Raw genomic sequence first — 21,918 nt, 5'->3', positions numbered from 1 at the left:
GCTGGGAGCGTGGTCGTATGGGAACCAGGCCGGCACCCGTCCCGTTCGCCCCGGGCTCCCTCCTGTGGGACATCGCGGGCGACGTACGCCTGCTGCTGTCGCTGCCGCCCGCCCTCGTGCTCCAGGTCGCCCACCCGGCCGTCGGCGCCGGCGTCGACGCGCACTCGGTGTTCCGCACCGACCCCTGGGGCCGGGCCGAGCGCTCGCTGGACTCCCTCCAGTTGTGGGTCTACGGCGGCCCCCGGGCCGTCGAGGAGGGCCGCAGGCTGCGCACACTGCACCGGACCGTCAGCGGCACCGACACCCGCGGCCGCGCCTACCACGCGCTGGCCCCCGCCCCGTACGCGTGGGTGCACGCCACCGCCTACCCCGCCTTCCTCACCGCCGCCCGCTACCTCTCCCGCCCCTTCGACGAGCAGGAGGAACGCCGCCTCTACGACGAGCTGCTGCGGCTCGGCGACATCCTCGGCATCCGCCGGCGCGACATGCCCGCCACGCCCGAGGAGTACTGGGCCTACTTCGACACGATGGTCCGCCAGGAGCTGGAGATGACGGCCGTCGCCCGGGAGCTGCTCGATCCACGCCGGCCGTTGCCGCCGCCGCCCGGCGCCGGCCGGCCGCTGCGCGCCCTGTGGCCCGTGCTGCGCCCGCCGCTGGCCCGGCTGCACGTGTTCGTCACGACCGGGCTGCTCCCGCCCGTCGTCCGCGACCGCCTCGGCCTGGCCTGGACCCGCCGGGACGAGCGGCGGCTGCGCCTCTTCGGCGCCGTGGTGCGCACCGTCGTCCCGCGGCTGCCCGAGCGGCTGCGCTATCTGCCCACCGCGCGCGAGGCCCGCCGGGCGGCCCGTTCCCTCACGCGCCCCGCAGGTCCTTGACCCGGCGGATCTTGCCGAGGGAGCGCTCCAGTGTCCCGGGCTCCACGACGACCACGTCCACGCTCACCCCGACGCCGTCCTTGACCCCCTGGGCGACCGACCGGGCCGCCGCGTCGCGCTGCTCGGGCCCGGCGCCGCGGTCCGCCTCCACGCGCACGGTCATGTGGTCCATCCGGCCCCGCCGGTCGAGCAGGATCTGGAAGTGCGGGGCGACGCCGGGGGTGCGCAGCACGATCTCCTCGATCTGCGTGGGGAACACGTTCACCCCGCGCAGGATGATCATGTCGTCGCAGCGGCCGGTGATCTTCTCGATGCGGCGGAAGCCCGGCCGGGCCGTGCCGGGCAGCAGCCGGGTCAGGTCCCGGGTGCGGTAGCGGATGACGGGCAGCGCTTCCTTGGTGAGCGAGGTGAGCACCAGCTCGCCGCTCTCGCCGTCGGCGAGGACGCCGTCGGTGAGCGGGTCGACGATCTCCGGGCAGAAGTGGTCCTCCCACACGTGCAGCCCGTCCTTGGTCTCCACGCACTCCTGGGCGACGCCCGGGCCCATCACCTCGGAGAGCCCGTAGATGTCGACGGCGTCGATGTCCATCCGCTCCTCGATCTCGCGGCGCATCTCCTCGGTCCACGGTTCGGCGCCGAAGATGCCGGTCCGCAGCGAGGTCGAGCGGGGATCGACGCCCTGCCGCTCGAACTCGTCGAGCAGGGTGAGCAGGTAGGAGGGCGTGACCATGATGATGTCGGGCTCGAAGTCCCGGATGATCTGCACCTGGCGGGCGGTCATGCCACCCGAGGCCGGGATCACCGTGCAGCCGGCCCGCTCGGCGCCGTAGTGCGCGCCGAGCCCGCCGGTGAACAGGCCGTAGCCGTAGCTGATGTGGACCCGCTGGCCGGGGCGGCCGCCGGCGGCCCGGATCGAGCGGGCGACCAGGTCGGCCCAGACCGACAGGTCGTTCTCGGTGTAGCCGACCACCGTCGGGCGCCCGGTGGTGCCGCTGGAGGCGTGCAGGCGCCGCACGTCGGACATCGGGACGGCGAACATCCCGAAGGGGTACGTCTCGCGCAGGTCGGCCTTGGTGGTGAAGGGGAACCGCGCCAGGTCCGTCAGTGAGCGGCAGTCGCCGGGCGTCACGCCGGCCGCGTCGAACTTCCTGCGGTACAGCTCCACGTTGGCGTAGGCGTGCGCGAGGGTCTGCCGCAGGCGGCGCAGCTGGAGGTCGAGCACCTCTTGCCGCGGCATCCGCTCGGCGTCGTCCAGCAGGTCCGCCGGAAGCGGCTCGCCGCGGCGCCGGGGGGCCGCCGGTGTGATCGGTTCGCTGGTCATCGGGGCTCCTCGGGTTCCGTGCCGCGGCGGCTGCGGCTGCGGCCGCGGAACTCCGCGATCACCGCGTCGCCGCGCGTGACGCGCACGTCGTAGAGGCCGCTGCGGCCGAAGCGGGTGACCTCCCGGGCGGTGGCCACCAGGACGTCGCCCTCGCGCGCGGGGGCGACGAAGGTGATGTCCGCGCCGGCGGCGACGGTGACGGGGCCGTGGCTGTTGCAGGCGCAGGCGAAGGCGGTGTCGGCGAGCAGGAACACGAACCCGCCGTGCGCGATCCCGTGGCCGTTGACCATCGAGGGCGTCACCGTCATGCGCGCGACGGCGTTTCCCTCGCCCTGCTCCAGCAGCTCGACGCCGAGCAGCCGGGAGGCCCGGTCCGCAGCGAACATGCGCGCCGCCGGCCCCGGGGCCGCCGGGTGCGCGGCTCGCGCCACCTCTCCGGCTTCCGTCACCTCTCCACCACCTTGTCTCCCGACCGAACATTCGGTTAGCGTGCGGCACGGCCAAGTAACCAAGCCGGTCCGTCGCCTGTCAAGAGGTGAGCGCGCACGGAAGTCGCCGGGCCCCGGCACTTGCCGGAACCGGTGGGTGTCGCCCTATCATGTACCGAACGAACGGTCGGTTGGGATTGGTGGTAGGGATGACTGCACGGCAGGCCGGCTCGCCGCCGGCGGCGGACGAGGCGCCGCCCGGACTCCAGCGGCACTTCGACGAGACCATCGCGCGCGACCAGCGCGTGGAGCCGCGCGACTGGATGCCGGAGGGCTACCGCCGGACGCTGATCCGCCAGGTGGCCCAGCACGCCCACTCCGAGATCATCGGCATGCAGCCGGAGGGCGAGTGGATCACCCGCGCGCCGTCGCTGCGCCGCAAGGCGATCCTGTTCGCCAAGGTCCAGGACGAGGCCGGCCACGGGCTGTACCTGTACTCGGCGGCCGAGACCCTGGGCGCGGACCGCGCCGACCTCACCCAGCGGCTGATCGAGGGGCGCCAGAAGTACTCGTCGATCTTCAACTACCCCACCCCGACCTTCGCCGACGTCGGCGTCATCGGCTGGTTCGTGGACGGCGCCGCCATCTGCAACCAGGTCCCCCTGTGCCGCAGCTCCTACGGCCCCTACGCGCGCGCCATGGTCCGCATCTGCAAGGAGGAGTCCTTCCACCAGCGGCAGGGCTACGAACTGCTGATGACGATGATGCGCGGCACCGCGGCCCAGCGCGAGATGGTCCAGGACGCGGTGGACCGCTGGTGGTGGCCGTCGCTGATGATGTTCGGGCCGCCCGACGACGACTCGCCCAACTCGGCGCAGTCCATGGCCTGGAAGATCAAGCGGCACAGCAACGACGAGCTGCGCCGGCGGTTCGTCGACATGACCGTGCCGCAGGCCGAGAAGCTCGGCGTCACCCTGCCCGACCCCGAGCTGCGCTGGAACGAGGAGCGCGGCCGGTACGACTTCGGCACCCCCGACTGGGCCGAGCTGAAACGGGTCATCAGTGGCGGCGGGCAGTGCAACGCCGAACGGGTGGCGCGGCGCCGGGCCGCGCACGAGGAGGGCGCCTGGGTGCGCGAGGCGGCCGCCGCGCACGCCGCCAAGCAGGCCGCCCGGACGACGGAGGGAGCGGCATGAGCGACACGCAGGCGACGAGGGGCGACTGGCCGCTGTACGAGGTCTTCGTACGCGGCAAGCGCGGCCTCAACCACGTCCACGTCGGCTCCCTGCACGCCGCCGACGAGCGCATGGCCCTCACCCACGCCCGCGACCTGTACACGCGGCGCAACGAGGGCGTGAGCATCTGGGTGGTGCGCTCCGAGCACATCACCGCCTCCAGCCGCGACGAGAAGGACCCCTTCTTCGACCCGAGCGCGGACAAGGTCTACCGCCACCCCACCTTCTACGACATCCCCGACGACGTCCCGCACATCTAGGAGCAGGCCATGAGCGACGATCACGTCTACCTGTCCCTGGCCGAGGGACACGAGGACGGCGACGCCCGCTGGGCCTTCGGCACCGGCTTCGAGGACCCCCTGTACGGCGTGTCCACGGCCGTCCCCGAGGACGTCGACCGGACCGCGCTGACGGACTGCTGCCTGGCGCTCGCCGACGACGCCCTGGTGTCCGCCCAGCGCCTGGCCGAGTGGACCACGCGCGCGCCGGAGCTGGAGGAGGAGGTCGCGCTGGCCAACATCGGGCTCGACCTGCTCGGCCAGGCCCGCCTGCTGTACGCCCGCTGCGGCCAGGTCGACGGCACCGGCCGCGGTGAGGACGCCTACGCCTACTTCCGCGACCCCGCCGAGTTCCGCAACGTCAGGCTGGCCGAGCTGCCCAACGGGGACTTCGCGTTCTCCCTCGCCCGGCTGCTGGTGTTCGCCTCCTGGCGGCTGGCCCACTTCGAGCGGCTCGCCACGGGCGCCGACCCGGTGCTGTCGGCCGTGGCGGCCAAGGGCGTGAAGGAACTGACGTACCACCGGCAGTACGCGGCCGAGTGGGTCGTCCGGCTCGGTGACGGCACCGAGGAGTCCCACCGCCGGATGAGCGCCGGTCTCGAGCAGGTCGTCCCCCACCTCGGGGAGCTGTTCGCGGCCCACGACGCGCGGGAGGAGGTCCTCGCGGTGCTGCGGCAGGTCACCGGCGCGGCCGGCCTGCCGCTGCCGGACGTGCCCCCGCCGGCCGCCGGCCGTGGCCGCGACGGCCACCACACCGAGCACCTCGCCCCGCTGCTGGCGGAGCTGCAGGGCCTGGCCCGCGCCCACCCGGAGGCGACATGGTGACCGCCCTCGCCGACGTCCGGCGCGCCCGGCGGATCGCCGCGCAGGTGCCCGACCCGGAGCTGCCCATGCTCACCCTCGCCGACCTCGGAGTGCTGCGGGAGGTGACGGTGACGGCCGACGGCACGGTGGTCGCGGACCTCACGCCGACCTACTCCGGCTGCCCGGCCATGTCCGAGATGCGGGCCGCGGTGGCCGCGCGGCTGACGGACGCCGGATTCCCCGAGGTGCGGGTGCGCACGGTGCTGGACCCGCCGTGGACCACCGACTGGATCACCGCCGAGGGCCGCCGCAAACTCGCCGAGCACGGCATCGCCCCGCCCGGACCGGCGCCGCGCCCGGCCCCCGGACCCGTGCCGCTGGTGCTGTCCGGCATCCGGCGCGTGGTGCCGTGCCCGCGCTGCGGCGCGGCGGACACCGAGGAGACCTCCCGCTTCGGCGCCACCTCCTGCAAGGCCCTGTGGCGCTGCCGCGCCTGCCGCGAACCGTTCGAGTACCTCAAGGAGATCTGATGGAGGACGTGCTGGCCCCCGGCCCCGCCGCTCCCGCCCCGGTGCGGCGCGCGCGGCGCCGCCCGGCCTTCCACACTCTGCGGGTGGCGGCGGTCGAGCGGCTGTGCGAGGACGCCGTCGCGGTGAGCTTCGACGTCCCCGGCGATCTGGCGCGGGAGTTCGCGTTCGCACCCGGCCAGTCGCTCACCCTGCGGCGCCGGGTGGACGGACGGGACGAGCGGCGCTCGTACTCGATCTGCTCCCCGGTGGGCTCCCGGCTCCGGATCGGCGTGCGGGCGGTGCCCGGCGGCCTGTTCTCCTCCTGGCTGGTGCACGAGGTCCGGCCCGGCGACAGCGTCGAGGTGATGGCCCCGACCGGCGCCTTCACCCCCGACCTGACCACCCCCGCGCACCACGTGCTGATCGCGGCCGGCTCCGGCATCACCCCGATGCTCTCCATCGCCGAGTCGGTCCTGGCCGCCGACGAACGCTCCCGCGTCACCCTCTTCTACGGCAACCGCCGTACCGGCTCGGTGATGTTCGCCGACGAACTGGCGGACCTGAAGGACCTGTATCCGGCCCGGTTCCAGCTCGCGCACGTGCTGTCCCGGGAGCCGCGCGAGGCCGAGCTGCTGACCGGACGCCTGGACGCCGGCCGGCTGGCCGCCCTCGTCGACGCGCTGGTGGACGTGCGCGGCGCCGGTCACTGGTGGCTGTGCGGCCCGCACGGCATGGTCGTGGACGCCCAGCGGGTGCTGGCCGGACTGGGCGTGCCCCCGGACCGGGTCCATCAGGAGCTGTTCTTCGCCGGCGAGGAACCGGTGGCCGCCGTACGGCCGGAGGAGGCCCCGGCCGACGGGCCGGTCAGCCAGGTCACCGTGGTGCTGGACGGCCGTTCGACGACCTCCGTTCTGCCCCGGGAGTCCACGCTGCTGGACTCCGCCTCGCGCGTCCGCCCCGACCTGCCCTTCGCCTGCAAGGGCGGCGTCTGCGGCACCTGCCGGGCCCGGATCACCGACGGCGAGGCGGACATGCGCCGCAACTACGCGCTGGAGTCCGCGGAAGTGGACGCGGGCTATGTGCTGACCTGCCAGAGCTTCCCCGTCTCCGACACCCTGACCGTCGACTTCGACAGCTGAGCGACATCGACAGCCGAGCGACGGGCCCGACCCCGACCGGCGGGCCCGTCCTCGGCCGGCGGGAGCGGGCGCCCCGGACGCCGGCGCCCGCCCGGCCCGGCCGAAGCGGCCGCCGCGTCCCCGCGGCCCGAGGCGCTTCGGGGCGGTCCGCCGCTACCGCGCCGACCGCCCCACCGCCCGGTGCCCCCGGGTCTCCGCGCCCCCGGCGACCTCCCGCACCACGGGCACCCCGGCCGCCCCGGGCTCCTCCCACCCGTCGGGCGCGCGCACCGGATGTACCGCGCCGATCGCCGCGAGGTCCGCCGCGAGACTGCGGAGCCAGGCGTGGGCGTCCACCAGGCCCGGCAGCACCTGCGGGGGCACCGAGGAGGCGACCGCCGCGGGCAGCGCGGGCGGCAGCACCCGGACCCCGCCGGGCGGAAGACCGGCCGCGCGGATCATCCCCGTGGCCACGTCCGCCGCCGACTCCTGCGCCCAGCGCGACGCGTCGGGCGGCGCCGGCAGCAGGCTCTGACGCGGCAGCCAGTGCGCGCCGACCAGGACGTGGGCGGCGCAGTTGAGCGCCGCGTGCCAGTCGGGGCCGTCGTCCGCGGGGTGCCCGCCGCCCTCGGTGCGGTACTGCGTGTAGGCGGCCTCCGCGATACGCAGCCGGTGCAGCGTCCGCCACAGCGCCTGCGGGTACGGCCGCTGTCCCGGCCCCCGCCCGCCGGGGGCGACCACGGCGGCCGTGGTGGCCTCCACCAGCGGCGCCGCCGAGCACAGCAGCTCCGCCATGCTCCGCCGCACCTCCCGGCGGGCGCCCGCCGGCCAGGCGAGCAGTCCGCACAGCAGCCCGATCGCGCACCCCGTCAGCACATCGATCAGACGGGCCTCCGCGAGCCGCCAGGTGACCGGGGCGAGCTGGCTGAACGCGGTCGACACGACCATCGTGAACAGGCCCTGCGCCCAGGCGGGCCCCGCGACCGGGCCCACGGTGAAGGCCAGCAGCATCGCCGGGACCAGGAGCGCCGCGTAGACGCCCGTGGCGCCGCCCACCTCGAACAGCAGCGCCCCGGCGGCCAGCGCGCCCGCCAGCGTGCCGACGGCCGCCGACCGCACCGTGGACCACGTCGCCCCGGCGGTGGTGCGCCCCAGGGTCAGCACCGCCAGCAGCACCCAGAAGCCGTGCGTCAGATCGAGCAGCCCCGCCACCAGCCGGGCCGCCCCGAGGCCCGTCGCCGTCCGTACGGCGTTCTGCAGGACGACCGAGCGCGGCGTGAGGTTCCCGGTCAGCCGCACCCGCCACAGCCGGACGGCCGGCAGCCGCGCGTACCAGAACTGCTCCGGCGGCAGCCCCGGCGCGTCGCGCCGCCCGCCCACCGCCACGGCCACCGCGGCCTGCGCGGTCACCGCCGACGCCGCCGTGACCAGCACGGCCGATCCGAACCGCAGCAGGTCCGCCGACGGCGGATCACGCAGGTCCGTCCGGTGCCCGCGGACGGCGAGGAAGTGGGCGACCATCTCCTCCAGCGCCTCGGGACCCGGCACCGCCCGGCGGCCGCGCAGGGCGCCCGCCGTGGCCGCGCATTGGGCCGCGACGCCCCGCAGCAGCTCCTCGGCGGCCGGGGCACGGCCCGCGGCGGGCGGCGCCGCCCCGGTGAGCCCGGCCAGCTGGTCCAGCACCCGCCGGGTCGCCGAACCGGCCTGCGCCAGCGCGCGGTCGGTCCGGTCCGGCCCGGTCGGACGGGCCCCCGGCGGCTGCCGCGACAGCCGCAGCTCCCCGCCGGCCGCGCGCAGCCGCCGGGCCCGCCCGGGGTCGGGACCGCGGCCCCGCGCCACACCGAGCGCCGCCGCGCCCGCGAGGTCCAGCGCGTCGGCCACCCGTCCCCGGTAGGACGGGTCCGGCGGGGCCGGCAGCAGCGTCACCTCGCACAGGGCCAGCAGCACCAGGCCGGCGGTCAGGCCGCCGAGGCGCTGCGGCAGGGTGTCGGGGACGTAGGGCGGGAAGCAGGACAGGACGTAGAACAGCAGCAGCCCGGGGACCACCCCGGCCGGCGCCGGTCCGCAGGACGCGCCGAAGGACACGACCAGGGCGACCAGCAGCGTGCCCGCCACCGCCGCGCCGGTCGTCACCGCGAGCGCGGTGCCCAGGGCGGTCAGCGCCAGCGCCGCCGGCAGCACGAGGAGGACGGTCCGGGCCCGCACCGCGGCCCCGCCGGGCAGCGGGGAGAGGACCCCGAACGCGATGGGCGCGAAGAGGGCGTACAGCGCGACCACCGGCTGGTGCAGCAGGTACAGGGCGCAGTAGAAGCCCACCGCGGCGGCGGCGCTGACGCGGACGGCCTGCCGCGCCGCCCGCACCCGGCGCGGCGACAGGAGCCGCTTCGGCATGGGCCGCTCCTTTCCCGGCGCCCCCCGGGCGCTTCCCCGCCGTACGTCCATTGTCGGCTCCGGCGCCGGCCGGAGCAGCGCGAGGACGGCCCGCCCCGGCCGTACCGGGGCCGGCGCCCCGGGGGACCGCCGTCACCACCTCCTGGCCCGGGAGCCGGGGACACACCGACCCGGCGGCGGGCAGGAGCACGCGGGGCCGGGCGGCGAGCGCGGTGCGGGGAACACTGGGAAGCTGGCAGGGAGCGAGCGCTGCTCATGACCTGATCCACAAGGGCGGTGAGCGCCATGGCCGGGCTGGAGGAGAGCGGTCCGGGGTCACCCGGGCCGGGCGCGGACCCCTGCGGGGAGCCGTTCCTGCGGACGCGGTTCGCCGTGCCGGCGCGCCCGGTGACCTATCTGCCGCGTGAGCGGCTGGCCCGCCACCTCGACCACGCCCTCGACACCCCGCTGACCGTGGTCAGCGGAGCGGCGGGCGCCGGCAAGACCCTGCTGGTCGCCGACTGGGCCACGGCACGCGACCGGCCCGTCGCCTGGCTCACCACGGACGAGGCGAACCAGGGCTGCGGCATGTTCTGGGCGTACCTGCTCCAGGCCCTGCGCGCCGCCGGCGTCCCGGTCCCCGCCACCGTCGGCTCCCCGGCCGACGCGACCCGGGTGCAGCCCACGCTGCCGGCCCGGCTCGCCGCCGAACTCGCCGCCCTCGAACGGCCCGTGATCGTGGTGCTCGACGAGTACGAGCGGGTGACCGATCCGGAGGCGGCGGAGCAGCTGGAGTTCCTCCTGCGCCACGCCGGCGGCGGCCTGCGCCTGATCCTGGTCACCCGCACCGAGCCGCTGCTGCCGCTGCACCGCCACCGGGCGGCGGGCGAGCTGACCGAGATCCGCGACGCGGAGCTGGCCTTCACGCCCGAGGAGGCCGCCGCGCTGCTGGCCCTGCACGGGCTGCGCCTGCCGCCGCGGGTGACCGACGCCCTCGTGGAACGCACCCGGGGCTGGGCCGCGGGGCTGCGCCTGTCCGCGCTGGCCGCCCTGGACAGCCCCGACCCGGAGAGGTTCCTCGCGGATTTCGAGGCCGACCGCACCACGGTCGCGGACTTCCTGCTGGCCGAAGTGCTCAAGCGGCAGACCGCCGAGACCCAGGACCTGCTGCTGCGGGTCAGCGTCCTGGACCGGTTCTGCCCCGAGCTGGCGGACGCCCTGACCGGGCGCGCGGACGCCGGGGCCATCCTGGCCGGACTGCACCGGGAGAACGCGTTCGTCGAGCACCTCGGGCACTTCTGGTACCGGCTCCACCCGCTGTTCCGGGAGATCCTGCACGCGCATCTGCGGGTGCGCCGCACGGGGCTGGAACCCGAACTCCACCGCCGGGCCGCGCGCTGGCTGCGGGACTCCGGGGGCCTCGCGGAGACGCTCGGGCACGCGGCGGCCGCGGGCGACTGGGCGTTCACGGCGCGCGTGCTCGTCGACGACCTGGCCATCGGCCGGCTGTTCACCGGCCTGACAAGCGACGAGCTGGGCGGGCTGTTCTCCCGGATGGGCCCCGAGGCGCACGGCCCGGCCACGGACCTGGTCCGGGCGGCCCGGGCGCTGTCCGAGTGCGACGTGGAGCGCGGCCTGGCCCAGCTGCGCCGCGCGGAGCGGAGCCTGGCGCGGGAGGCGGCACCGGCGGACGACGACGCGCCCGGAGCGGCGGCGGCCCGGCTGAGCTGCGCCCTGCTGGAGGCGCTGGCGGCCCGGCTGACCGGCTCGCCGGGCCGGGCCGAGCAGGCCGCCGAGGCGGCCGGGAGACTGCGCGCGCACCTGCCCGCCCGCCTCCTGGACGAACACCCCGAACTCACCGCCCTGCTGCTGACCCACCTCGGCGCCACCCGGCTGTGGGCCGGCCGGCCGGCGGACGCCCGGGCCGCGCTGACCGCGGTGACCGGCCGCCCGGCGGGAGCCGCGACGGCACTGGCGCGCATGGAGTCGCTGGGCCACCTGGCCCTGATCGACCACCTCGACGGCCGCCTCGGCCGGGCCGAGCGCACGGCCCTGGCGGCGATGTCCGAGGCCCAGCGGTTCGGCCTGCCGAAGGACGCCGGGTCCGGCCTCGCCCTGCTGGTCCTGGCGGCCGTCGCCGTCGAGCGTGACCAGCTCGCCGAGGCCCAGACCCTCCTCGACGCGGCCGCCGGCGCCCGGCACACGCTGCGCGACCCGGTGCGGGAAGCGGCACGGGCCCTCACCGTCGCCCGGCTGCGGCTGGCCCGCGGTGACACCCGGGGAGCGCTCGCTGCGGTCGAGCCCGACGTCGCCGCCGACGTCGCCTCGCCCTGGGCGGAGGGGCACGCGGCGCTGGTGGCCTCCGCCGCGCACCTGGCCGAGGGCCGGCCGGAGGCGGCCGTCAAGGTCCTGCTGGACGTGGACGGCGAGCAGGCGGTGTGCACGGTCGGCGCGGCCCGCGCGCAGCTCGCCGCCGGCCGCCCCGCGGCCGCCCTCGACCTGCTCGACGCGCTGCGCCGCGGAGCCGGTGCGGGTCCCGCGGTGACCGTCCGGGCGTCGCTGGTGCGCGGGCAGGCCGCCGCGCAGGCCGGGGACCTCGCCACCGCCCGCCGGGTGGTGGCGCGGGCACTCACCGAGGCCCGCCGCGAGCGGCTGCGGCGCCCCTTCCGTGAGGCCGGGCCGTGGCTCGCGCCGCTGCTGGACGCGGCGCCGCTGCGAGGGCTGGCCGAGGGCTGGCTCACCCCCGGCGCCGCCCGGCACCGCGATCTCACCGGCCCCGCGGACCGGGGTGCGCCGCCGGTCGTGGAGGAGCTGAGCGCCCGCGAACGCGACGTGCTGCGCAGGCTGGCCGAGATGATGTCGACGGAGGAGATCGCCGCCGATCTGTACGTGTCGGTCAACACCGTCAAGACGCACCTCAAGAGCGTCTACCGCAAGCTCGCGGTCAACCGCCGCCACGACGCGGTGCACCGTGCCCGGGAGCTGCACCTGCTGTGACGGCCCGACGCCGCCGGCCGGACGGCGTATCACCTGCCCGGGGTGAGGCCGGGCGCCACCCGGGGGACGGACCATCGCGGCAAAGGGGCGCAGCCCGCCTGTCCCGGCCCCGCGGGGAGTGCAGCCGATGCGCTACGAGATCCGAGTCGACGGACACCTGTCCGACACGATGGCCGAAGCCTTTCCGGAACTCGACCACGTCCTGATGTCCGGGCAGACGATCCTGTACGGCCCGGTCACCGACGAGGCGCACCTGTACGGCCTGCTGGCCCGCTGCCAGTCGCTGGGGCTGCGGATCCTGGAGATGCGCCGGCTGCCGGAGTGACGCCCGCCCCGGCGCGCGGTGCGTTCACCCGCTCCGGGTGAGGCGGGCGGTGGCCGGCGGCGGCAGGCTGAGAGCGGCAGACAAGGCTTCCGGGCGAAGGCCCGGGACGGAGGCCGGGAGGCCGGACATGAGTGGGCAGATCACCCTCGCTTACGACTATCCGCTGCTGAGCGTCTTCTGGTCCATGCTGTGGTTCTTCCTGTGGATCATGTGGTTCATCCTGCTCTTCCGGATCGTCGTCGACATCTTCCGTGACGACGGCATGAGCGGCTGGGCCAAGGCGGGCTGGCTGCTGTTCGTCATCGTCGTTCCCTTCCTGGGCGTCCTCGTCTACGTCATCGCCCGCGGCAGGGGCATGGGCAGCCGCGAGGTGGCCCAGGCGCGGGCGCAGCAGGAGAGCTTCGCCGACTACGTGCGCGAGACGGCCAAGGGAGCGGGCGGCCCGGCCGGCCGGGCCGACGAACTCGCCAAGCTGTCGGAGATGCGCACCCGCGGCGACCTCACGGACGACGAGTTCCGCAGGGCCAAGGAGCTGGTGCTGAGCGGCCACGGCGCCGCGGGGCCCGCGGACACCGGCCCGGCGGCCCAGAACCGCTGAGCGCCTTCACACACCGAGGAATCGAGGTAGCAGGATGACAGCGACACACACCGGGCACGGGCACACGGCCGGGCGGGCGTGGGCCGAGGGCCTGACGGCCTTCGCGGCGGTGATGCTCATGATCGGCGGCATCCTCAGCATCTGCCGGGGCATCGCGGCCATCGCGAAGGACGACGTCTTCCTCTCCACGCCCAACTACGTCTTCCAGTTCTCCCTCACCGGCTGGGGCTGGGTCCACCTCGTCCTGGGCATCGTCGCGGTGCTCGTCGGCGTCGGGCTGATGCAGGCGGCGCTGTGGGCGCGGGTGGCCGGTGTGGTCATCGCCGGGCTCGTCGTCATCGCCAACTTCCTCTCCCTGCCGTACTACCCGGTGTGGTCGGTCGTGATGATCGCCGTCTCGGGCTTCATCATCTGGGCGCTGTGCGCGGAGCGGCCGCTGACCGACTGAGCGGGCAGACCCGCGAACGGCGCGCGGGCCCCGGCCGGGAGCGATCCGGGCCGGGGCCCCTTTTCCGGCGCGTCGCCGGCAAGCCGCGCCCCGCCGGACGGACCGACGTACCGTGGTCGGCGGCGATGACGGCGCGTACGACGGCGGACCCGGGGGGCGCGATGTGCTGGAGCGCGACGGCCGATCTCGTGGCGGGCACCGGGATCGCGGCCGTGGGAGTGGTCTGCGTGGCCCGGGTCCGGGCCCCGCGGGACCTTCCGCTCGCCGCGGTGCCGCTGCTGCTGGGAGCCCATCAGCTCGTCGAGGCGGCGGTCTGGGACTCCGGAGGGGGCGGCGGACCGGCCACCCTGGCCTGGGCCGTCATCGCGCTGCCGCTGCCGGCGGTATGGGTGCCGGCGGCGGTGCTGTGCGCGGGGCCCCGGCCCGCACGGCGCCGGCCGGCCGTGCCGCTCGCCGTCGGCGTCGCGATCGCCGCCGTCCTCGCCGGTCACCTGGCCACCGCCCCGGTGACGGCCGAGATCCGCGGCCACACGGTCGGCTACGCGCTCGGCCTCTCCCACCCGGCCGTGCTCGGCGCGGGCTACCTGCTCGCCACCGTCGGCTCCCTGTTGCTGTCCGGCGACCGGCGGCTGGTGGTGCTCGGGTGCCTGATGGCGTCGGGCGCGTCGGTCTGCTGGGCGCTGTGGCGGCTGGAGTTCGTCTCGACCTGGTGCGCGTTCGCGGCGCTGTGCTCGGTGGCACTGCTCGACTGGGTCCGCCACCGCCCGGCCCCCGGCCCCCCTGCGCCGGAGCCGGCCGGACACTCCGGGGGCGCCACCTCCGGGACGCGATCCGGAGAGGGTGCCCAGGGTGCCTGGGGCATGCCCTGGGCCTGTCGCGGCCGTCGCCGGGCCCCTGCCGGGTCAGCGGCGTGTGCGGCGAACGGTCTCCCGGGGCGGGCGGACGAACTGCAGCTCCAGGGCGGCCGGCGGCCGCGCCACCCCCGGGCCGCCCTCGGCCGCCCAGCGCAGTACGTCCTCGGTGCAGTCGTCGTCCAGGGCGAAGCCGATCCAGGTCGCCCTGCCACCGGCCCGCCGTCCGGCGGCGGAGGGCTGCACGACGATGACGTTGGCCTGGTCGCAGGGGCCGAGGCAGTCCGTGGTGCGCACCTGGAAGCCGTGCTCGGCCGCCGCGGCGCGCAGCCGGTCCTCCTGCCAACCGTGGTCCATACCGGGAAGCTTGCGGGAGTTCCCGCAGCAGCAGCCCCGGCACACCACCAGCGTGCAGGGCCTGTTGCCTGCTGATCCGATCATCACGGTGGGCATCGTACGGTGGTGCGACGCGCACCAGGAGACCGTCCCCGCGCCGGCGGCCGTCCGCGGAACCCCGGGCGGCCGCCGGGTAGTTGCGGGCGGAGGCGCGGGAGGCGGGCGGCCGGTTCGCGGCGAAGCCGCCCGGCCGGCCGAGGTAGCGGAACATCTCCGGGCGTTCGCCGCCGGCCCGTCGGGCGATAATTCCACCGTCCCGGTGATCTTTTCCCGCCCGGAGGCTCGCGGCCGGCGGTCCCGGCGGCCGCGCGAGTCCAGAACGGAGTACGCCCATGTCCGAGACCCAGCGCGTCACCCTCGAGGACGTCCAGGACGCCGCCGCGCGCGTCAAGGGGGTCGCCCACCGCACCCCCGTGCTGCGCTCGCGCACCCTGGACGCCCTCGTCGGCGCCGAGGTGTACGTCAAGTGCGAGAACTTCCAGCGCGTCGGCGCCTTCAAGTTCCGCGGCGCCTACAACGCCGCCTCCCGGCTCTCCGCCGACCAGCTGGCCAGGGGCATCGCCGCCTACTCCTCCGGCAACCACGCCCAGGCCGTCGCCCTCGCCGCCCGGGAGCTGGGCACCACCGCGGTGATCGTGATGCCCGAGGACACCCCCCGCGCCAAGCTGGAGGCGACCGCCGGGTACGGGGCGGAGATCGTCACCTACGACCGCTACACCGGCGACCGGGTCGCGATCGGTGAGGCCCTCGCGGCCGAACGGGGCCTGGCGCTGGTGCCGCCCTACGAGCACCCGCACGTCATCGCCGGACAGGGCACGGCGGCCCTGGAGCTGATCGAGGAGGCGGGCGAACTGGACGCGCTGCTGGCGCCGGTGGGCGGCGGCGGGCTGATCGCGGGCAGCGCGACGGCCGCCAAGGGGCTGCTGCCCGGCATCCGGGTCATCGGCGTCGAGCCGGAGGCGGGCGACGACACCAAGCGCTCCCTGGAGGCGGGCCGCCGCGTGTCCGTCCCGGTGCCCCGCACCATCGCCGACGGCCAGGCCGCGGACATCCCCGGCGAGCTGACCTTCTCCGTCAACCGCAGGCTGCTGGACGACGTCTGCCTGGTCGGCGACGACCAGATCCGGGACGCGATGCGGTTCGCCTTCGAGCGGATGAAGCTCGTCCTCGAGCCGAGCGGCGCCAGCGCCCTCGCCGCGCTCCTCGCGCACCGGGCCGGGCCGCTGCCGCGCCGGGTCGGCGTGATCCTGTCGGGCGGCAACGTGGGCGCCGAGCGGTTCGCCGAGATCCTCCAGGGCTGACGACGCGGCGACCCGGCCCGGCGGGCGCGACGCGCATGCCCCCCTCCCGAATGGGTACGCGTCGCGGGAGCCCGCCCGGGTCCCACCGACCGGGTGGCCCGTACGAACGCCCGCTACCTGGGGATCTGCCATGGAGACACCCGCACACGACGACCTGCCGACGCCCGCTCAGCAGGCGCTCGACGCGCTTGCCGAGAACGCCGAGGACCAGGCCGCGCTGGACGCGCTGGCCCACAGCGACGTGCTGATCCCGGTGCCGGACGACGCCGCCGACGCGGAGCCCGCCGACTCCTCGACGGTCGCCCTGCCGGTCCTGGAACAGCCGGGGGGCCGGCCCATCGTCCCCGTGTTCACCTCGGAGGGGACGATGGCCGAACTGCTGCCGTTCATCTCCCGCTACCGTCTGGTGCCGCTGGCGGCGCTCGCCTCGCAGTGGCCGGACGACAACCTCTCGCTCGCCATCGACGGCAGCTCCGCGCACGGGCTGACGCTCACCTCGGAGGGCGTGCGCACGCTGCTGGTCCGCTGAAGCCGGTGGCCGCCACCGGCCCGGTGGCCGGGCAGACCCCGGCCGCCGGGCCGCCCGCGGCTCAGTCCGCGTCGTCGGTGTCGTCGGTAGCGTCTGCGAGTGCCCGTTCCAGCACCGCCCGCTGCAAGGGCAGCACCTCGGCGTGCAGTTCACGGCCCCGGCGGGTGAGGGCCACCCACACCCCGCGCCGGTCCTCCGCGCACACCGAGCGCTCGATCAGCCCGTCCTTCTCCAGCCGCCCGATCAGCCGGGACAGCGCGCTCTGACTGAGGTGGACGCGTCCCACCAGGTTCTGCACCCGGCACTGGTCACCCTCGGCGGGGGATTCGGCGGCGAGGATGTCGAGCACCTCGAAGTCGCTCGCGCCCAGGCCGTGCGGGTGCAGGGCCCGGTCGATCTCGCACATCGTGCGGGCGTGCACCGCCAGGATGTCCCGCCACCGTTCCTCGAGCCGGGCCCCGGCCGTCTTGACTGCCATACCCGCACGGTAGCACCGAATCAGCCAATCGTTGAGTGTGCAACTAATGCGGATGCAGTGGCGGCGGGCGGCCGCGGTGCCGCCGGGCGGTACGCGCCCGCGGCCTCAGGCGGTGCCGTCCTGGAGGAGCCCGACGTGGTTGCCGTCCGCGTCCTTCAGGTAGGCGATCAGCCGGCCGCCGCCGACGTCCTGGACGTCCTGGAGCAGTTCGCCGCCGGCCTCCACCAGGGCGGCGGCCCGCTGCCGGATGTCCGGCACGTGCCAGTACGGCACCGGACCGGTCATGCCCTTGGCGTGCCCGTTCGGGTCGAGGCCGACGTCCTGCCCGGCGGCCTTGAAACCGACGTAGTAGGCCTCGTCCACCTGGGGCCCGGTCCCGAGGAGCGCGGTGAACAGGGCCTTGGCCCGGTCCAGGTCCTTGACGGGGTAGATGATCGTCTGCAGGCCGGCGGTCATGGGACCCACTCCTTCTTGGATGCGTGGCCGACGGGCTTCCTCCCGCCGGTGCTCCCACGCTAGGGCGCCCGGCTCCCCCGCGGCTTCTCCGATCCTGACCGGTTGCCGCCGCCGCTCCCCGGGCCCTCCGCCCGGCGCCGGTGCCGGGCGGAGGGCCCCGCTCAGGTCGACTCGCGCCGCACCAGCTCCGTCGGCAGGATGACCGCGGCCGGGTCCTCGCCGCCTATCTGGGCCAGCAGCACCCGCACCATCTCGTTGCTGATCCGGTCCCAGGGCTGGCGGATGGTGGTCAGCGCCGGGGTGGCGGAGGTCGCCGCGGGGGAGTCGTCGAAACCGCCGACGGCGATGTCCTGCGGCACCCGGCGGCCCGCCCGCCGCAGCGCGTCCAGCACGCCCTGCGCCATCAGGTCGGAGGCGACGAACACCGCGTCCACGTCCGGCGCCCCCGCCAGCAGCCGGTCCGCCGCGGCCTCGCCGCTGGCCCGGCTGTAGTCGCCGGAGACGATCAGCCGCTCGTCGGCCTCGATGCCCGCCTCGGCCAGCACCTCCCGGTACCCGGCGAGCCGTTCCACACCGCCGGGGGTGTCCAGTGGGCCGGTGACCACGCCGATCCGGCGCCGGCCCAGCGACAGCAGGTGCCGGACCATGTCCCGGGCGCCGTCCCGGTCGTCGGCGGCCACGTAACTCGTCTTCGAGCCCAGGCCGATCGGCTTGCCGCAGGCGACCAGCGGCACCCCCGCCTCGCGCAGTTCCTCGGCGACCGGGTCGCCGGAGTGACTGGAGACCAGCAGCACCCCGTCGACGTGACCGGCCGTGATGTACCGCGCTATGCGCCGCCGTTCGTCCTCGGTGCCCGCCAGCATCAGCAGCAGCGGGATGTCGTGCGCGGCCAGCGCTTGGGTGCAGCCGCGCAGCAGGACGTTGAAGTTGGGGTCCTCGAAGAACCGCTCCTGCGGCTCGGTCAGCAGGAAGCCGACCGAGTCCGAGCGCCCGGTGATCAGGGAGCGGGCGTGGCGGTTGACCACGTATCCGGTCCGGCGGATGGCGGCGTTGACCGCCTCCTGCGCGGCGGGGCTGACGTAGTGGCCGCCGTTGAGCACACGCGAGACGGTGCCCCGTGACACGCCTGCCTCCCGTGCCACGTCGTGGATCGTCGGCGGTCTGCGCCGGCCCCCCGGATTGCTCATGGTCATGACTTTACGGCCCCCGACAGCAGATCCAGACTCCAGAAACGCTGCACCACGAGGAACAGGACGATCAGCGGCAGGACCGCCAGGAACGCGCCGGTGATCACCAGGGTGTACAGCGCCGGGGTGTTCGATCCCTGCTCGAGCAGCGTGTACAGGCCCTGCGTGAGCGGGAACTTCTCGTCGTCGCTGAGCATGATGTACGGCAGCAGGAAGTTGTTCCACACCGCCACGAACTGGAACAGGAACACCGTGACCATGCCCGGGATCATCATGGGCAGCGCGATCCGGGTGAAGATCCGCCACTCCCCCGCCCCGTCCATCCGCCCGGCCTCCACCACGTCGGCGGGCACGGCGGCGGCCGCGTAGACCCGCGCGAGGTAGACGCCGTACGGGGAGAGGATCTGCGGCAGCAGCACCGACAGGTAGGAGTCGGTGAGGTCTGCCTTGGCCAGCAGCAGGTACTGCGGGACGGCCAGGATCACCGGCGGCATGAGCACACCGGCGAGCAGCACGTTGAACAGCGCCTCGCGGCCCCGGAACCGGTACACCGCCAGCGCGTACCCGCTGCACGCGGAGACGGCCGTGGACAGCAGCGCGCCGAGCCCGGAGTACAGCGCGGAGTTGCCCATCCACCGCCAGTAGATGCCGTCGCGGTAGGCGTCGAGGTCCCTGACGTTGCCGGCGAAGCCGCTGCCCGGCAGAAAGGTGAAGGTGGAGAACAGCTCGCTGCCGGACTTGGTGGAAGCGATCACCACCCACGCCACCGGCAGCAGCGTGTACACCGCGCCGAGCAGCAGGGTGAGCGTGGGCACCAGCGCGATCCGGCGGCGCAGCGGCGGCCGCCGGGCGGCGCCGGGCGCGATGCGCCGCCCGGCGCCCGACTCCGCCCGGGCGGGGGGACGGCCGTCCGGGGCGGCCTGGGGGACGGCGAGAGAACTCATCGTGCGGCTCCTTGACGGTCGTCCCGCGCGTCGCGGCGGTTCGCGGCCCGCAGGAAGCCGAACGACAGCACGAGCGTGACCAGGGCGATCAGCGTCGCCTCGGCGGCCGCCGAGTAGACGTCGTTGCGGCCGAAGGCGTCCTGGTACACCTTCATCAGCGGACTCCAGCTTGTGTTGACGGAGTTGGTGAGCGGCTTGAGGGTGGTGGGCTCGTTGAACACCTGCAGCGTGGCGATGATCGAGAAGAAGAAGGTCAGCACCAGCGAGGGCATCACCATCGGGATCTTGATCCGCACCGCGGTCTGCAGCGGGGTGGCGCCGTCCAGCCGGGCCGCCTCGTAAACCTCGGCCGGGATGGCCCGCAGCGAGGTGTAGATGACGATCATGTTGAAGCCGGTGCCGCCCCAGACCGCGATGTTCGACAGGGCGAGGTAGAGCGGGCCGCCGTCCAGCAGGTCGGGCTGGGGCAGGTGCAGCCGGTCGAGCACGAAGTAGAAGGGGCTGACGTCCGGCAGGTACAGGAAGCCCCACATCAGCGCGGCCACCACACCGGGAACGGCGTACGGCAGGAAGATCGCGAGCCGGGTGAACGGGGTGCACCGCACCCGCTCGGAGTCCAGCATCAGCGCGAACAGCAGCGCGAGGCCCAGCATCACCGGGACGACGATGCAGCCGTAGCCGAGCACGCGCAGCGCTCCGTGCAGCAGTTCGGGGTCGTGGAGGGCGCCGGTGTAGTTCTCGAAGCCGGCCCAGACCTCGTGCCGGGCGCCGGAACCGAGGCCCAGGCCGGAGATGCGCACCTTGCGGAAGCTGAGCCAGAGCGCGTACCCGATGGGCAGCGCGAAGAACAGGGCGAACAGCAGCGCGCCGGGGAGGAGGAAGGCGTAGGGCGCGCCGCGCGCACGCCGGCGGCCGGTCCGCGCCGTGGCGCGGGGTGCGGCGGGGGACGGGCGGCGGTACGGGGCCCCCTCGGCCCCGTACGCCGCCTCGCTGGTGGTGCTGGTCACCGGGAGACTCCGAAGCCTTGCTTCTTCATGTCGGCGACCGTGGCCTGCTGCATGCGGTCCAGGGCGGCGCCGAAGCCGGACTTGTTCTTGGCGGCGGCGCCGAACGCGTCGTTGAAGGTGGCGTAGGCGACGTTCACGTTCGGGCCCCACGCGGAGGGCGCCGTGGTGCGCGCGATGTCGGCGGCCTTGGTGTAGAAGTCGGGCTGGTTGGAGAAGAACGCCGGCGGGTTGGAGAAGGCGCCGCTGAGCTGGGCGGAGGTGGAGGCCGGGTAGATGCCGCCCTCCTTCGCCAGCGCGTTGAGGGCGTCGTGGTCGGTGTTCAGCCAGGCCGCGAACTCGGCGGCGGCGCCGCGGTGGGCGGAGTCGGTGGTCACGGCCGTGGAGGAGCCGCCCCAGCTGCCGGTGACGTCCTTGTCGGGCGACCACTGGGGGAGCGGGGCCATGGCCCACTTGCCCTTGGTGTCGGGCGCGGCCGTGGTCAGCGTGCCCGGTGCCCACACGGCGCTGACCCAGGCGATCTCCTTGCCGGTGTTCAGCGCCTTGTTCCAGGCGGGCTGGTACATCGGCTGGTTGTCGATGACGCCCTCCTTGACCAGTCCGCCCCAGAAGTCGGCGACCTTGCGGGTGGCCGTGTCGTTGATCGCGACCTTCCAGGTGTCGCCGGAGGTGGTCCACCACTTGGCGCCGGCCTGCTGGGCCAGCCCGGCGAAGAGACCGGAGTCGTTGGCGGAGAAGGTGGTCAGAGCCCGGTCGGGGTCGGCCTTCTTCAGCTTGCGGGCGGTCTCGGCGAACTGGTCCCAGGTGGTGGGGACCGTCAGTTTGTACTTCTTGAACAGGTCGGCGCGGTAGTAGAACATCATCGGTCCGATGTCCTGCGGCACCGCGTAGACCGCGTCCGTGCCGAGCGTGGTCTGCTGCCAGACGCCGTCGGCGAACTTGCTGCGCACGTCACCGACGTCCCCGGCTATGTCGGCCAGTGCGTCGTTGCTGACCAGCGTCGGCAGCGCCTGGTACTCGGCCTGCACCAGGTCCGGCGCCTTCCCGGCCTTGTGCGCGGTGAGGATCTTGGTGACCAGCGTGTCGCCGGAGGCCTGCTTCTTCACCGTGACGGTGATCTGCTTGTCCTTGCCCGGCCCCTTGTTCCACAGGTCGACGACCTTGTCCATGCCGGGCGTCCAGGTCCAGTACGTCAGCGACACCGGGCCCGACCCGGCCTCGCCGTCCCCGGAGCCGCAGGCGGCCAGAGCGGTGGCGCCGAGCGAGACGGCGAGGGCGGTGGTCACGAGGCGTCGGCGCTTCGTGTGCGGCATGGATCTCTCCCCTGACCGGGGTCCCCGCCTGCTGCGGAGACCTGCCGTGGATACGCATGACCGCGGGCCGGAATCGCGGTGCGAGGCCCTGCCATGCTTCTGTGAGCGTTCACAGTAGAGAAACATCCCGGACACTTGTCAATGGTTGTTGCT

22 protein-coding genes and 1 pseudogene are annotated in these 21,918 nt (G+C 74.8%); 13 read left to right on the top strand and 10 right to left on the bottom strand.

All coding sequences use genetic code 11. From position 1 onward, the window contains the following. The first annotated feature begins 17 nt into the window (after positions 1-17). Complete coding sequence (locus ACZ6CZ_RS14350) at positions 18-875, top strand: oxygenase MpaB family protein (RefSeq protein ID WP_469019569.1); 858 nt, start codon at positions 18-20, stop codon at positions 873-875. Here the strand turns inward: ACZ6CZ_RS14350 and paaK are convergent. Together paaK and paaI are read right to left on the bottom strand one after the other, a co-directional pair. After that, positions 853-2,196 carry a phenylacetate--CoA ligase PaaK gene (paaK, locus tag ACZ6CZ_RS14345; RefSeq protein ID WP_469019567.1) on the bottom strand — a complete coding sequence of 448 codons (1,344 nt, stop codon included), beginning with the start codon at positions 2,194-2,196 and terminating at the stop codon, positions 853-855. The genes ACZ6CZ_RS14350 and paaK overlap by 23 nt on opposite strands. Continuing rightward, positions 2,193-2,582: a hydroxyphenylacetyl-CoA thioesterase PaaI gene (paaI, locus tag ACZ6CZ_RS14340; RefSeq protein WP_469020516.1), complete on the bottom strand. Its 390-nt coding sequence runs from the start codon at positions 2,580-2,582 to the stop codon at positions 2,193-2,195. The genes paaK and paaI overlap by 4 nt, the downstream gene beginning before the upstream one ends. 251 nt (positions 2,583-2,833) lie before the next feature. On the opposite strand from paaI, the gene paaA reads away from it, so the two are divergent. Genes paaA through paaE form a run of 5 tightly spaced genes read left to right on the top strand, consistent with a single transcriptional unit; the run spans position 2,834 to position 6,589 of the window. Then, entirely contained in the window at positions 2,834-3,820 is a 987-nt protein-coding gene (gene paaA / locus ACZ6CZ_RS14335; protein ID WP_469019565.1) for a 1,2-phenylacetyl-CoA epoxidase subunit PaaA, read from the top strand. Then, on the top strand, positions 3,817-4,119 hold the full coding sequence (gene paaB / locus ACZ6CZ_RS14330; RefSeq protein WP_469019562.1) for a 1,2-phenylacetyl-CoA epoxidase subunit PaaB: 303 nt from the start codon (positions 3,817-3,819) through the stop codon (positions 4,117-4,119). Before paaA ends, paaB begins: the two co-directional genes overlap by 4 nt. Positions 4,120-4,128: 9 nt before the next feature. Further along, complete coding sequence (gene paaC, locus ACZ6CZ_RS14325; protein WP_469019558.1) at positions 4,129-4,962, top strand: 1,2-phenylacetyl-CoA epoxidase subunit PaaC; 834 nt, start codon at positions 4,129-4,131, stop codon at positions 4,960-4,962. Further along, the gene (paaD, locus tag ACZ6CZ_RS14320; protein WP_469019555.1) at positions 4,956-5,471 is read left to right on the top strand and encodes a 1,2-phenylacetyl-CoA epoxidase subunit PaaD; all 516 of its coding nucleotides are present in this window, start codon (positions 4,956-4,958) and stop codon (positions 5,469-5,471) included. The genes paaC and paaD overlap by 7 nt, the downstream gene beginning before the upstream one ends. Then, positions 5,471-6,589: a 1,2-phenylacetyl-CoA epoxidase subunit PaaE gene (paaE, locus tag ACZ6CZ_RS14315; protein ID WP_469019551.1), complete on the top strand. Its 1,119-nt coding sequence runs from the start codon at positions 5,471-5,473 to the stop codon at positions 6,587-6,589. The genes paaD and paaE overlap by 1 nt, the downstream gene beginning before the upstream one ends. A 153-nt stretch (positions 6,590-6,742) precedes the next feature. On the opposite strand, the gene ACZ6CZ_RS14310 is transcribed toward paaE, so the two are convergent. Continuing rightward, entirely contained in the window at positions 6,743-8,959 is a 2,217-nt protein-coding gene (locus ACZ6CZ_RS14310; RefSeq protein WP_469019549.1) for an FUSC family protein, read from the bottom strand. A gap of 285 nt (positions 8,960-9,244) precedes the next feature. Between ACZ6CZ_RS14310 and ACZ6CZ_RS14305 the strand changes: the two genes are divergently transcribed. The 5 genes and pseudogenes from ACZ6CZ_RS14305 to ACZ6CZ_RS14285 form a co-directional block, all read left to right on the top strand. Continuing rightward, the gene (locus tag ACZ6CZ_RS14305) at positions 9,245-11,935 is read left to right on the top strand and encodes a helix-turn-helix transcriptional regulator (RefSeq protein ID WP_469020514.1); all 2,691 of its coding nucleotides are present in this window, start codon (positions 9,245-9,247) and stop codon (positions 11,933-11,935) included. A 127-nt stretch (positions 11,936-12,062) separates the two neighbouring features. Beyond that, the gene (locus ACZ6CZ_RS14300; RefSeq protein ID WP_469019545.1) at positions 12,063-12,260 is read left to right on the top strand and encodes a hypothetical protein; all 198 of its coding nucleotides are present in this window, start codon (positions 12,063-12,065) and stop codon (positions 12,258-12,260) included. 127 nt (positions 12,261-12,387) lie between these two features. Next, a complete protein-coding gene (locus ACZ6CZ_RS14295) occupies positions 12,388-12,858 on the top strand; it encodes an SHOCT domain-containing protein (protein ID WP_469019542.1) in 471 nt (156 codons plus the stop codon). A gap of 34 nt (positions 12,859-12,892) precedes the next feature. Further along, positions 12,893-13,306, top strand: a complete 414-nt coding sequence (locus ACZ6CZ_RS14290) for a DUF7144 family membrane protein (RefSeq protein WP_469019538.1) — start codon at positions 12,893-12,895, stop codon at positions 13,304-13,306. Between the two features lie 161 nt (positions 13,307-13,467). Next, positions 13,468-14,097: pseudogene (locus tag ACZ6CZ_RS14285) on the top strand (DUF6629 family protein); the annotation flags it as partial. Between the two features lie 111 nt (positions 14,098-14,208). On the opposite strand, the gene ACZ6CZ_RS14280 reads toward ACZ6CZ_RS14285, so the two are convergent. Further along, entirely contained in the window at positions 14,209-14,610 is a 402-nt protein-coding gene (locus ACZ6CZ_RS14280) for a (2Fe-2S) ferredoxin domain-containing protein (protein ID WP_469020511.1), read from the bottom strand. 275 nt (positions 14,611-14,885) lie between these two features. On the opposite strand from ACZ6CZ_RS14280, the gene ACZ6CZ_RS14275 reads away from it, so the two are divergent. After that, positions 14,886-15,854: a pyridoxal-phosphate dependent enzyme gene (locus ACZ6CZ_RS14275; RefSeq protein WP_469019535.1), complete on the top strand. Its 969-nt coding sequence runs from the start codon at positions 14,886-14,888 to the stop codon at positions 15,852-15,854. A gap of 130 nt (positions 15,855-15,984) precedes the next feature. Then, positions 15,985-16,383, top strand: a complete 399-nt coding sequence (locus ACZ6CZ_RS14270) for an SseB family protein (protein ID WP_469019531.1) — start codon at positions 15,985-15,987, stop codon at positions 16,381-16,383. 61 nt (positions 16,384-16,444) lie between these two features. Here the strand turns inward: ACZ6CZ_RS14270 and ACZ6CZ_RS14265 are convergent, their stop codons facing one another. From ACZ6CZ_RS14265 to ACZ6CZ_RS14240, 6 genes are all read right to left on the bottom strand, one after another. Next, a complete protein-coding gene (locus ACZ6CZ_RS14265; protein ID WP_469019529.1) occupies positions 16,445-16,861 on the bottom strand; it encodes a MarR family winged helix-turn-helix transcriptional regulator in 417 nt (138 codons plus the stop codon). Between the two features lie 105 nt (positions 16,862-16,966). Next, the gene (locus ACZ6CZ_RS14260) at positions 16,967-17,317 is read right to left on the bottom strand and encodes a VOC family protein (RefSeq protein ID WP_469019527.1); all 351 of its coding nucleotides are present in this window, start codon (positions 17,315-17,317) and stop codon (positions 16,967-16,969) included. A 161-nt stretch (positions 17,318-17,478) separates the two neighbouring features. Continuing rightward, positions 17,479-18,510 (bottom strand): LacI family DNA-binding transcriptional regulator, encoded by a 1,032-nt coding sequence (locus ACZ6CZ_RS14255; RefSeq protein WP_469019523.1) that lies wholly within the window; start codon positions 18,508-18,510, stop codon positions 17,479-17,481. Beyond that, positions 18,507-19,448, bottom strand: coding sequence for a carbohydrate ABC transporter permease (locus ACZ6CZ_RS14250; protein ID WP_469019519.1), 942 nt, complete (start codon positions 19,446-19,448; stop codon positions 18,507-18,509). Before ACZ6CZ_RS14250 ends, ACZ6CZ_RS14255 begins: the two co-directional genes overlap by 4 nt. Continuing rightward, positions 19,445-20,311, bottom strand: a complete 867-nt coding sequence (locus ACZ6CZ_RS14245) for a carbohydrate ABC transporter permease (protein WP_469020508.1) — start codon at positions 20,309-20,311, stop codon at positions 19,445-19,447. Before ACZ6CZ_RS14245 ends, ACZ6CZ_RS14250 begins: the two co-directional genes overlap by 4 nt. Before the next feature lie 140 nt (positions 20,312-20,451). Next, positions 20,452-21,765: an ABC transporter substrate-binding protein gene (locus tag ACZ6CZ_RS14240; RefSeq protein WP_469019517.1), complete on the bottom strand. Its 1,314-nt coding sequence runs from the start codon at positions 21,763-21,765 to the stop codon at positions 20,452-20,454. Between the last annotated feature and the right edge of the window lie 153 nt (positions 21,766-21,918).

The sequence above is a fragment of the Streptomyces sp. NPDC041135 genome, from assembly GCF_055592085.1.
The sequence above is the reverse complement of the archived record's forward strand: the minus strand, read 5'-3'. Positions and strand labels throughout refer to the sequence as shown.

What these genes read in the sequence shown, in the direction of transcription:
- ACZ6CZ_RS14350 (WP_469019569.1), top strand. Translation starts at nt 18, where the DNA reads ATGGGAACCAGGCCGGCACCCGTCCCGTTCGCCCCGGGCTCCCTCCTG.
- paaK (WP_469019567.1), bottom strand. Translation starts at nt 2,196, where the DNA reads ATGACCAGCGAACCGATCACACCGGCGGCCCCCCGGCGCCGCGGCGAG.
- paaI (WP_469020516.1), bottom strand. Translation starts at nt 2,582, where the DNA reads ATGTTCGCTGCGGACCGGGCCTCCCGGCTGCTCGGCGTCGAGCTGCTG.
- paaA (WP_469019565.1), top strand. Translation starts at nt 2,834, where the DNA reads ATGACTGCACGGCAGGCCGGCTCGCCGCCGGCGGCGGACGAGGCGCCG.
- paaB (WP_469019562.1), top strand. Translation starts at nt 3,817, where the DNA reads ATGAGCGACACGCAGGCGACGAGGGGCGACTGGCCGCTGTACGAGGTC.
- paaC (WP_469019558.1), top strand. Translation starts at nt 4,129, where the DNA reads ATGAGCGACGATCACGTCTACCTGTCCCTGGCCGAGGGACACGAGGAC.
- paaD (WP_469019555.1), top strand. Translation starts at nt 4,956, where the DNA reads ATGGTGACCGCCCTCGCCGACGTCCGGCGCGCCCGGCGGATCGCCGCG.
- paaE (WP_469019551.1), top strand. Translation starts at nt 5,471, where the DNA reads ATGGAGGACGTGCTGGCCCCCGGCCCCGCCGCTCCCGCCCCGGTGCGG.
- ACZ6CZ_RS14310 (WP_469019549.1), bottom strand. Translation starts at nt 8,959, where the DNA reads ATGCCGAAGCGGCTCCTGTCGCCGCGCCGGGTGCGGGCGGCGCGGCAG.
- ACZ6CZ_RS14305 (WP_469020514.1), top strand. Translation starts at nt 9,245, where the DNA reads ATGGCCGGGCTGGAGGAGAGCGGTCCGGGGTCACCCGGGCCGGGCGCG.
- ACZ6CZ_RS14300 (WP_469019545.1), top strand. Translation starts at nt 12,063, where the DNA reads ATGCGCTACGAGATCCGAGTCGACGGACACCTGTCCGACACGATGGCC.
- ACZ6CZ_RS14295 (WP_469019542.1), top strand. Translation starts at nt 12,388, where the DNA reads ATGAGTGGGCAGATCACCCTCGCTTACGACTATCCGCTGCTGAGCGTC.
- ACZ6CZ_RS14290 (WP_469019538.1), top strand. Translation starts at nt 12,893, where the DNA reads ATGACAGCGACACACACCGGGCACGGGCACACGGCCGGGCGGGCGTGG.
- ACZ6CZ_RS14280 (WP_469020511.1), bottom strand. Translation starts at nt 14,610, where the DNA reads ATGCCCACCGTGATGATCGGATCAGCAGGCAACAGGCCCTGCACGCTG.
- ACZ6CZ_RS14275 (WP_469019535.1), top strand. Translation starts at nt 14,886, where the DNA reads ATGTCCGAGACCCAGCGCGTCACCCTCGAGGACGTCCAGGACGCCGCC.
- ACZ6CZ_RS14270 (WP_469019531.1), top strand. Translation starts at nt 15,985, where the DNA reads ATGGAGACACCCGCACACGACGACCTGCCGACGCCCGCTCAGCAGGCG.
- ACZ6CZ_RS14265 (WP_469019529.1), bottom strand. Translation starts at nt 16,861, where the DNA reads ATGGCAGTCAAGACGGCCGGGGCCCGGCTCGAGGAACGGTGGCGGGAC.
- ACZ6CZ_RS14260 (WP_469019527.1), bottom strand. Translation starts at nt 17,317, where the DNA reads ATGACCGCCGGCCTGCAGACGATCATCTACCCCGTCAAGGACCTGGAC.
- ACZ6CZ_RS14255 (WP_469019523.1), bottom strand. Translation starts at nt 18,510, where the DNA reads ATGACCATGAGCAATCCGGGGGGCCGGCGCAGACCGCCGACGATCCAC.
- ACZ6CZ_RS14250 (WP_469019519.1), bottom strand. Translation starts at nt 19,448, where the DNA reads ATGAGTTCTCTCGCCGTCCCCCAGGCCGCCCCGGACGGCCGTCCCCCC.
- ACZ6CZ_RS14240 (WP_469019517.1), bottom strand. Translation starts at nt 21,765, where the DNA reads ATGCCGCACACGAAGCGCCGACGCCTCGTGACCACCGCCCTCGCCGTC.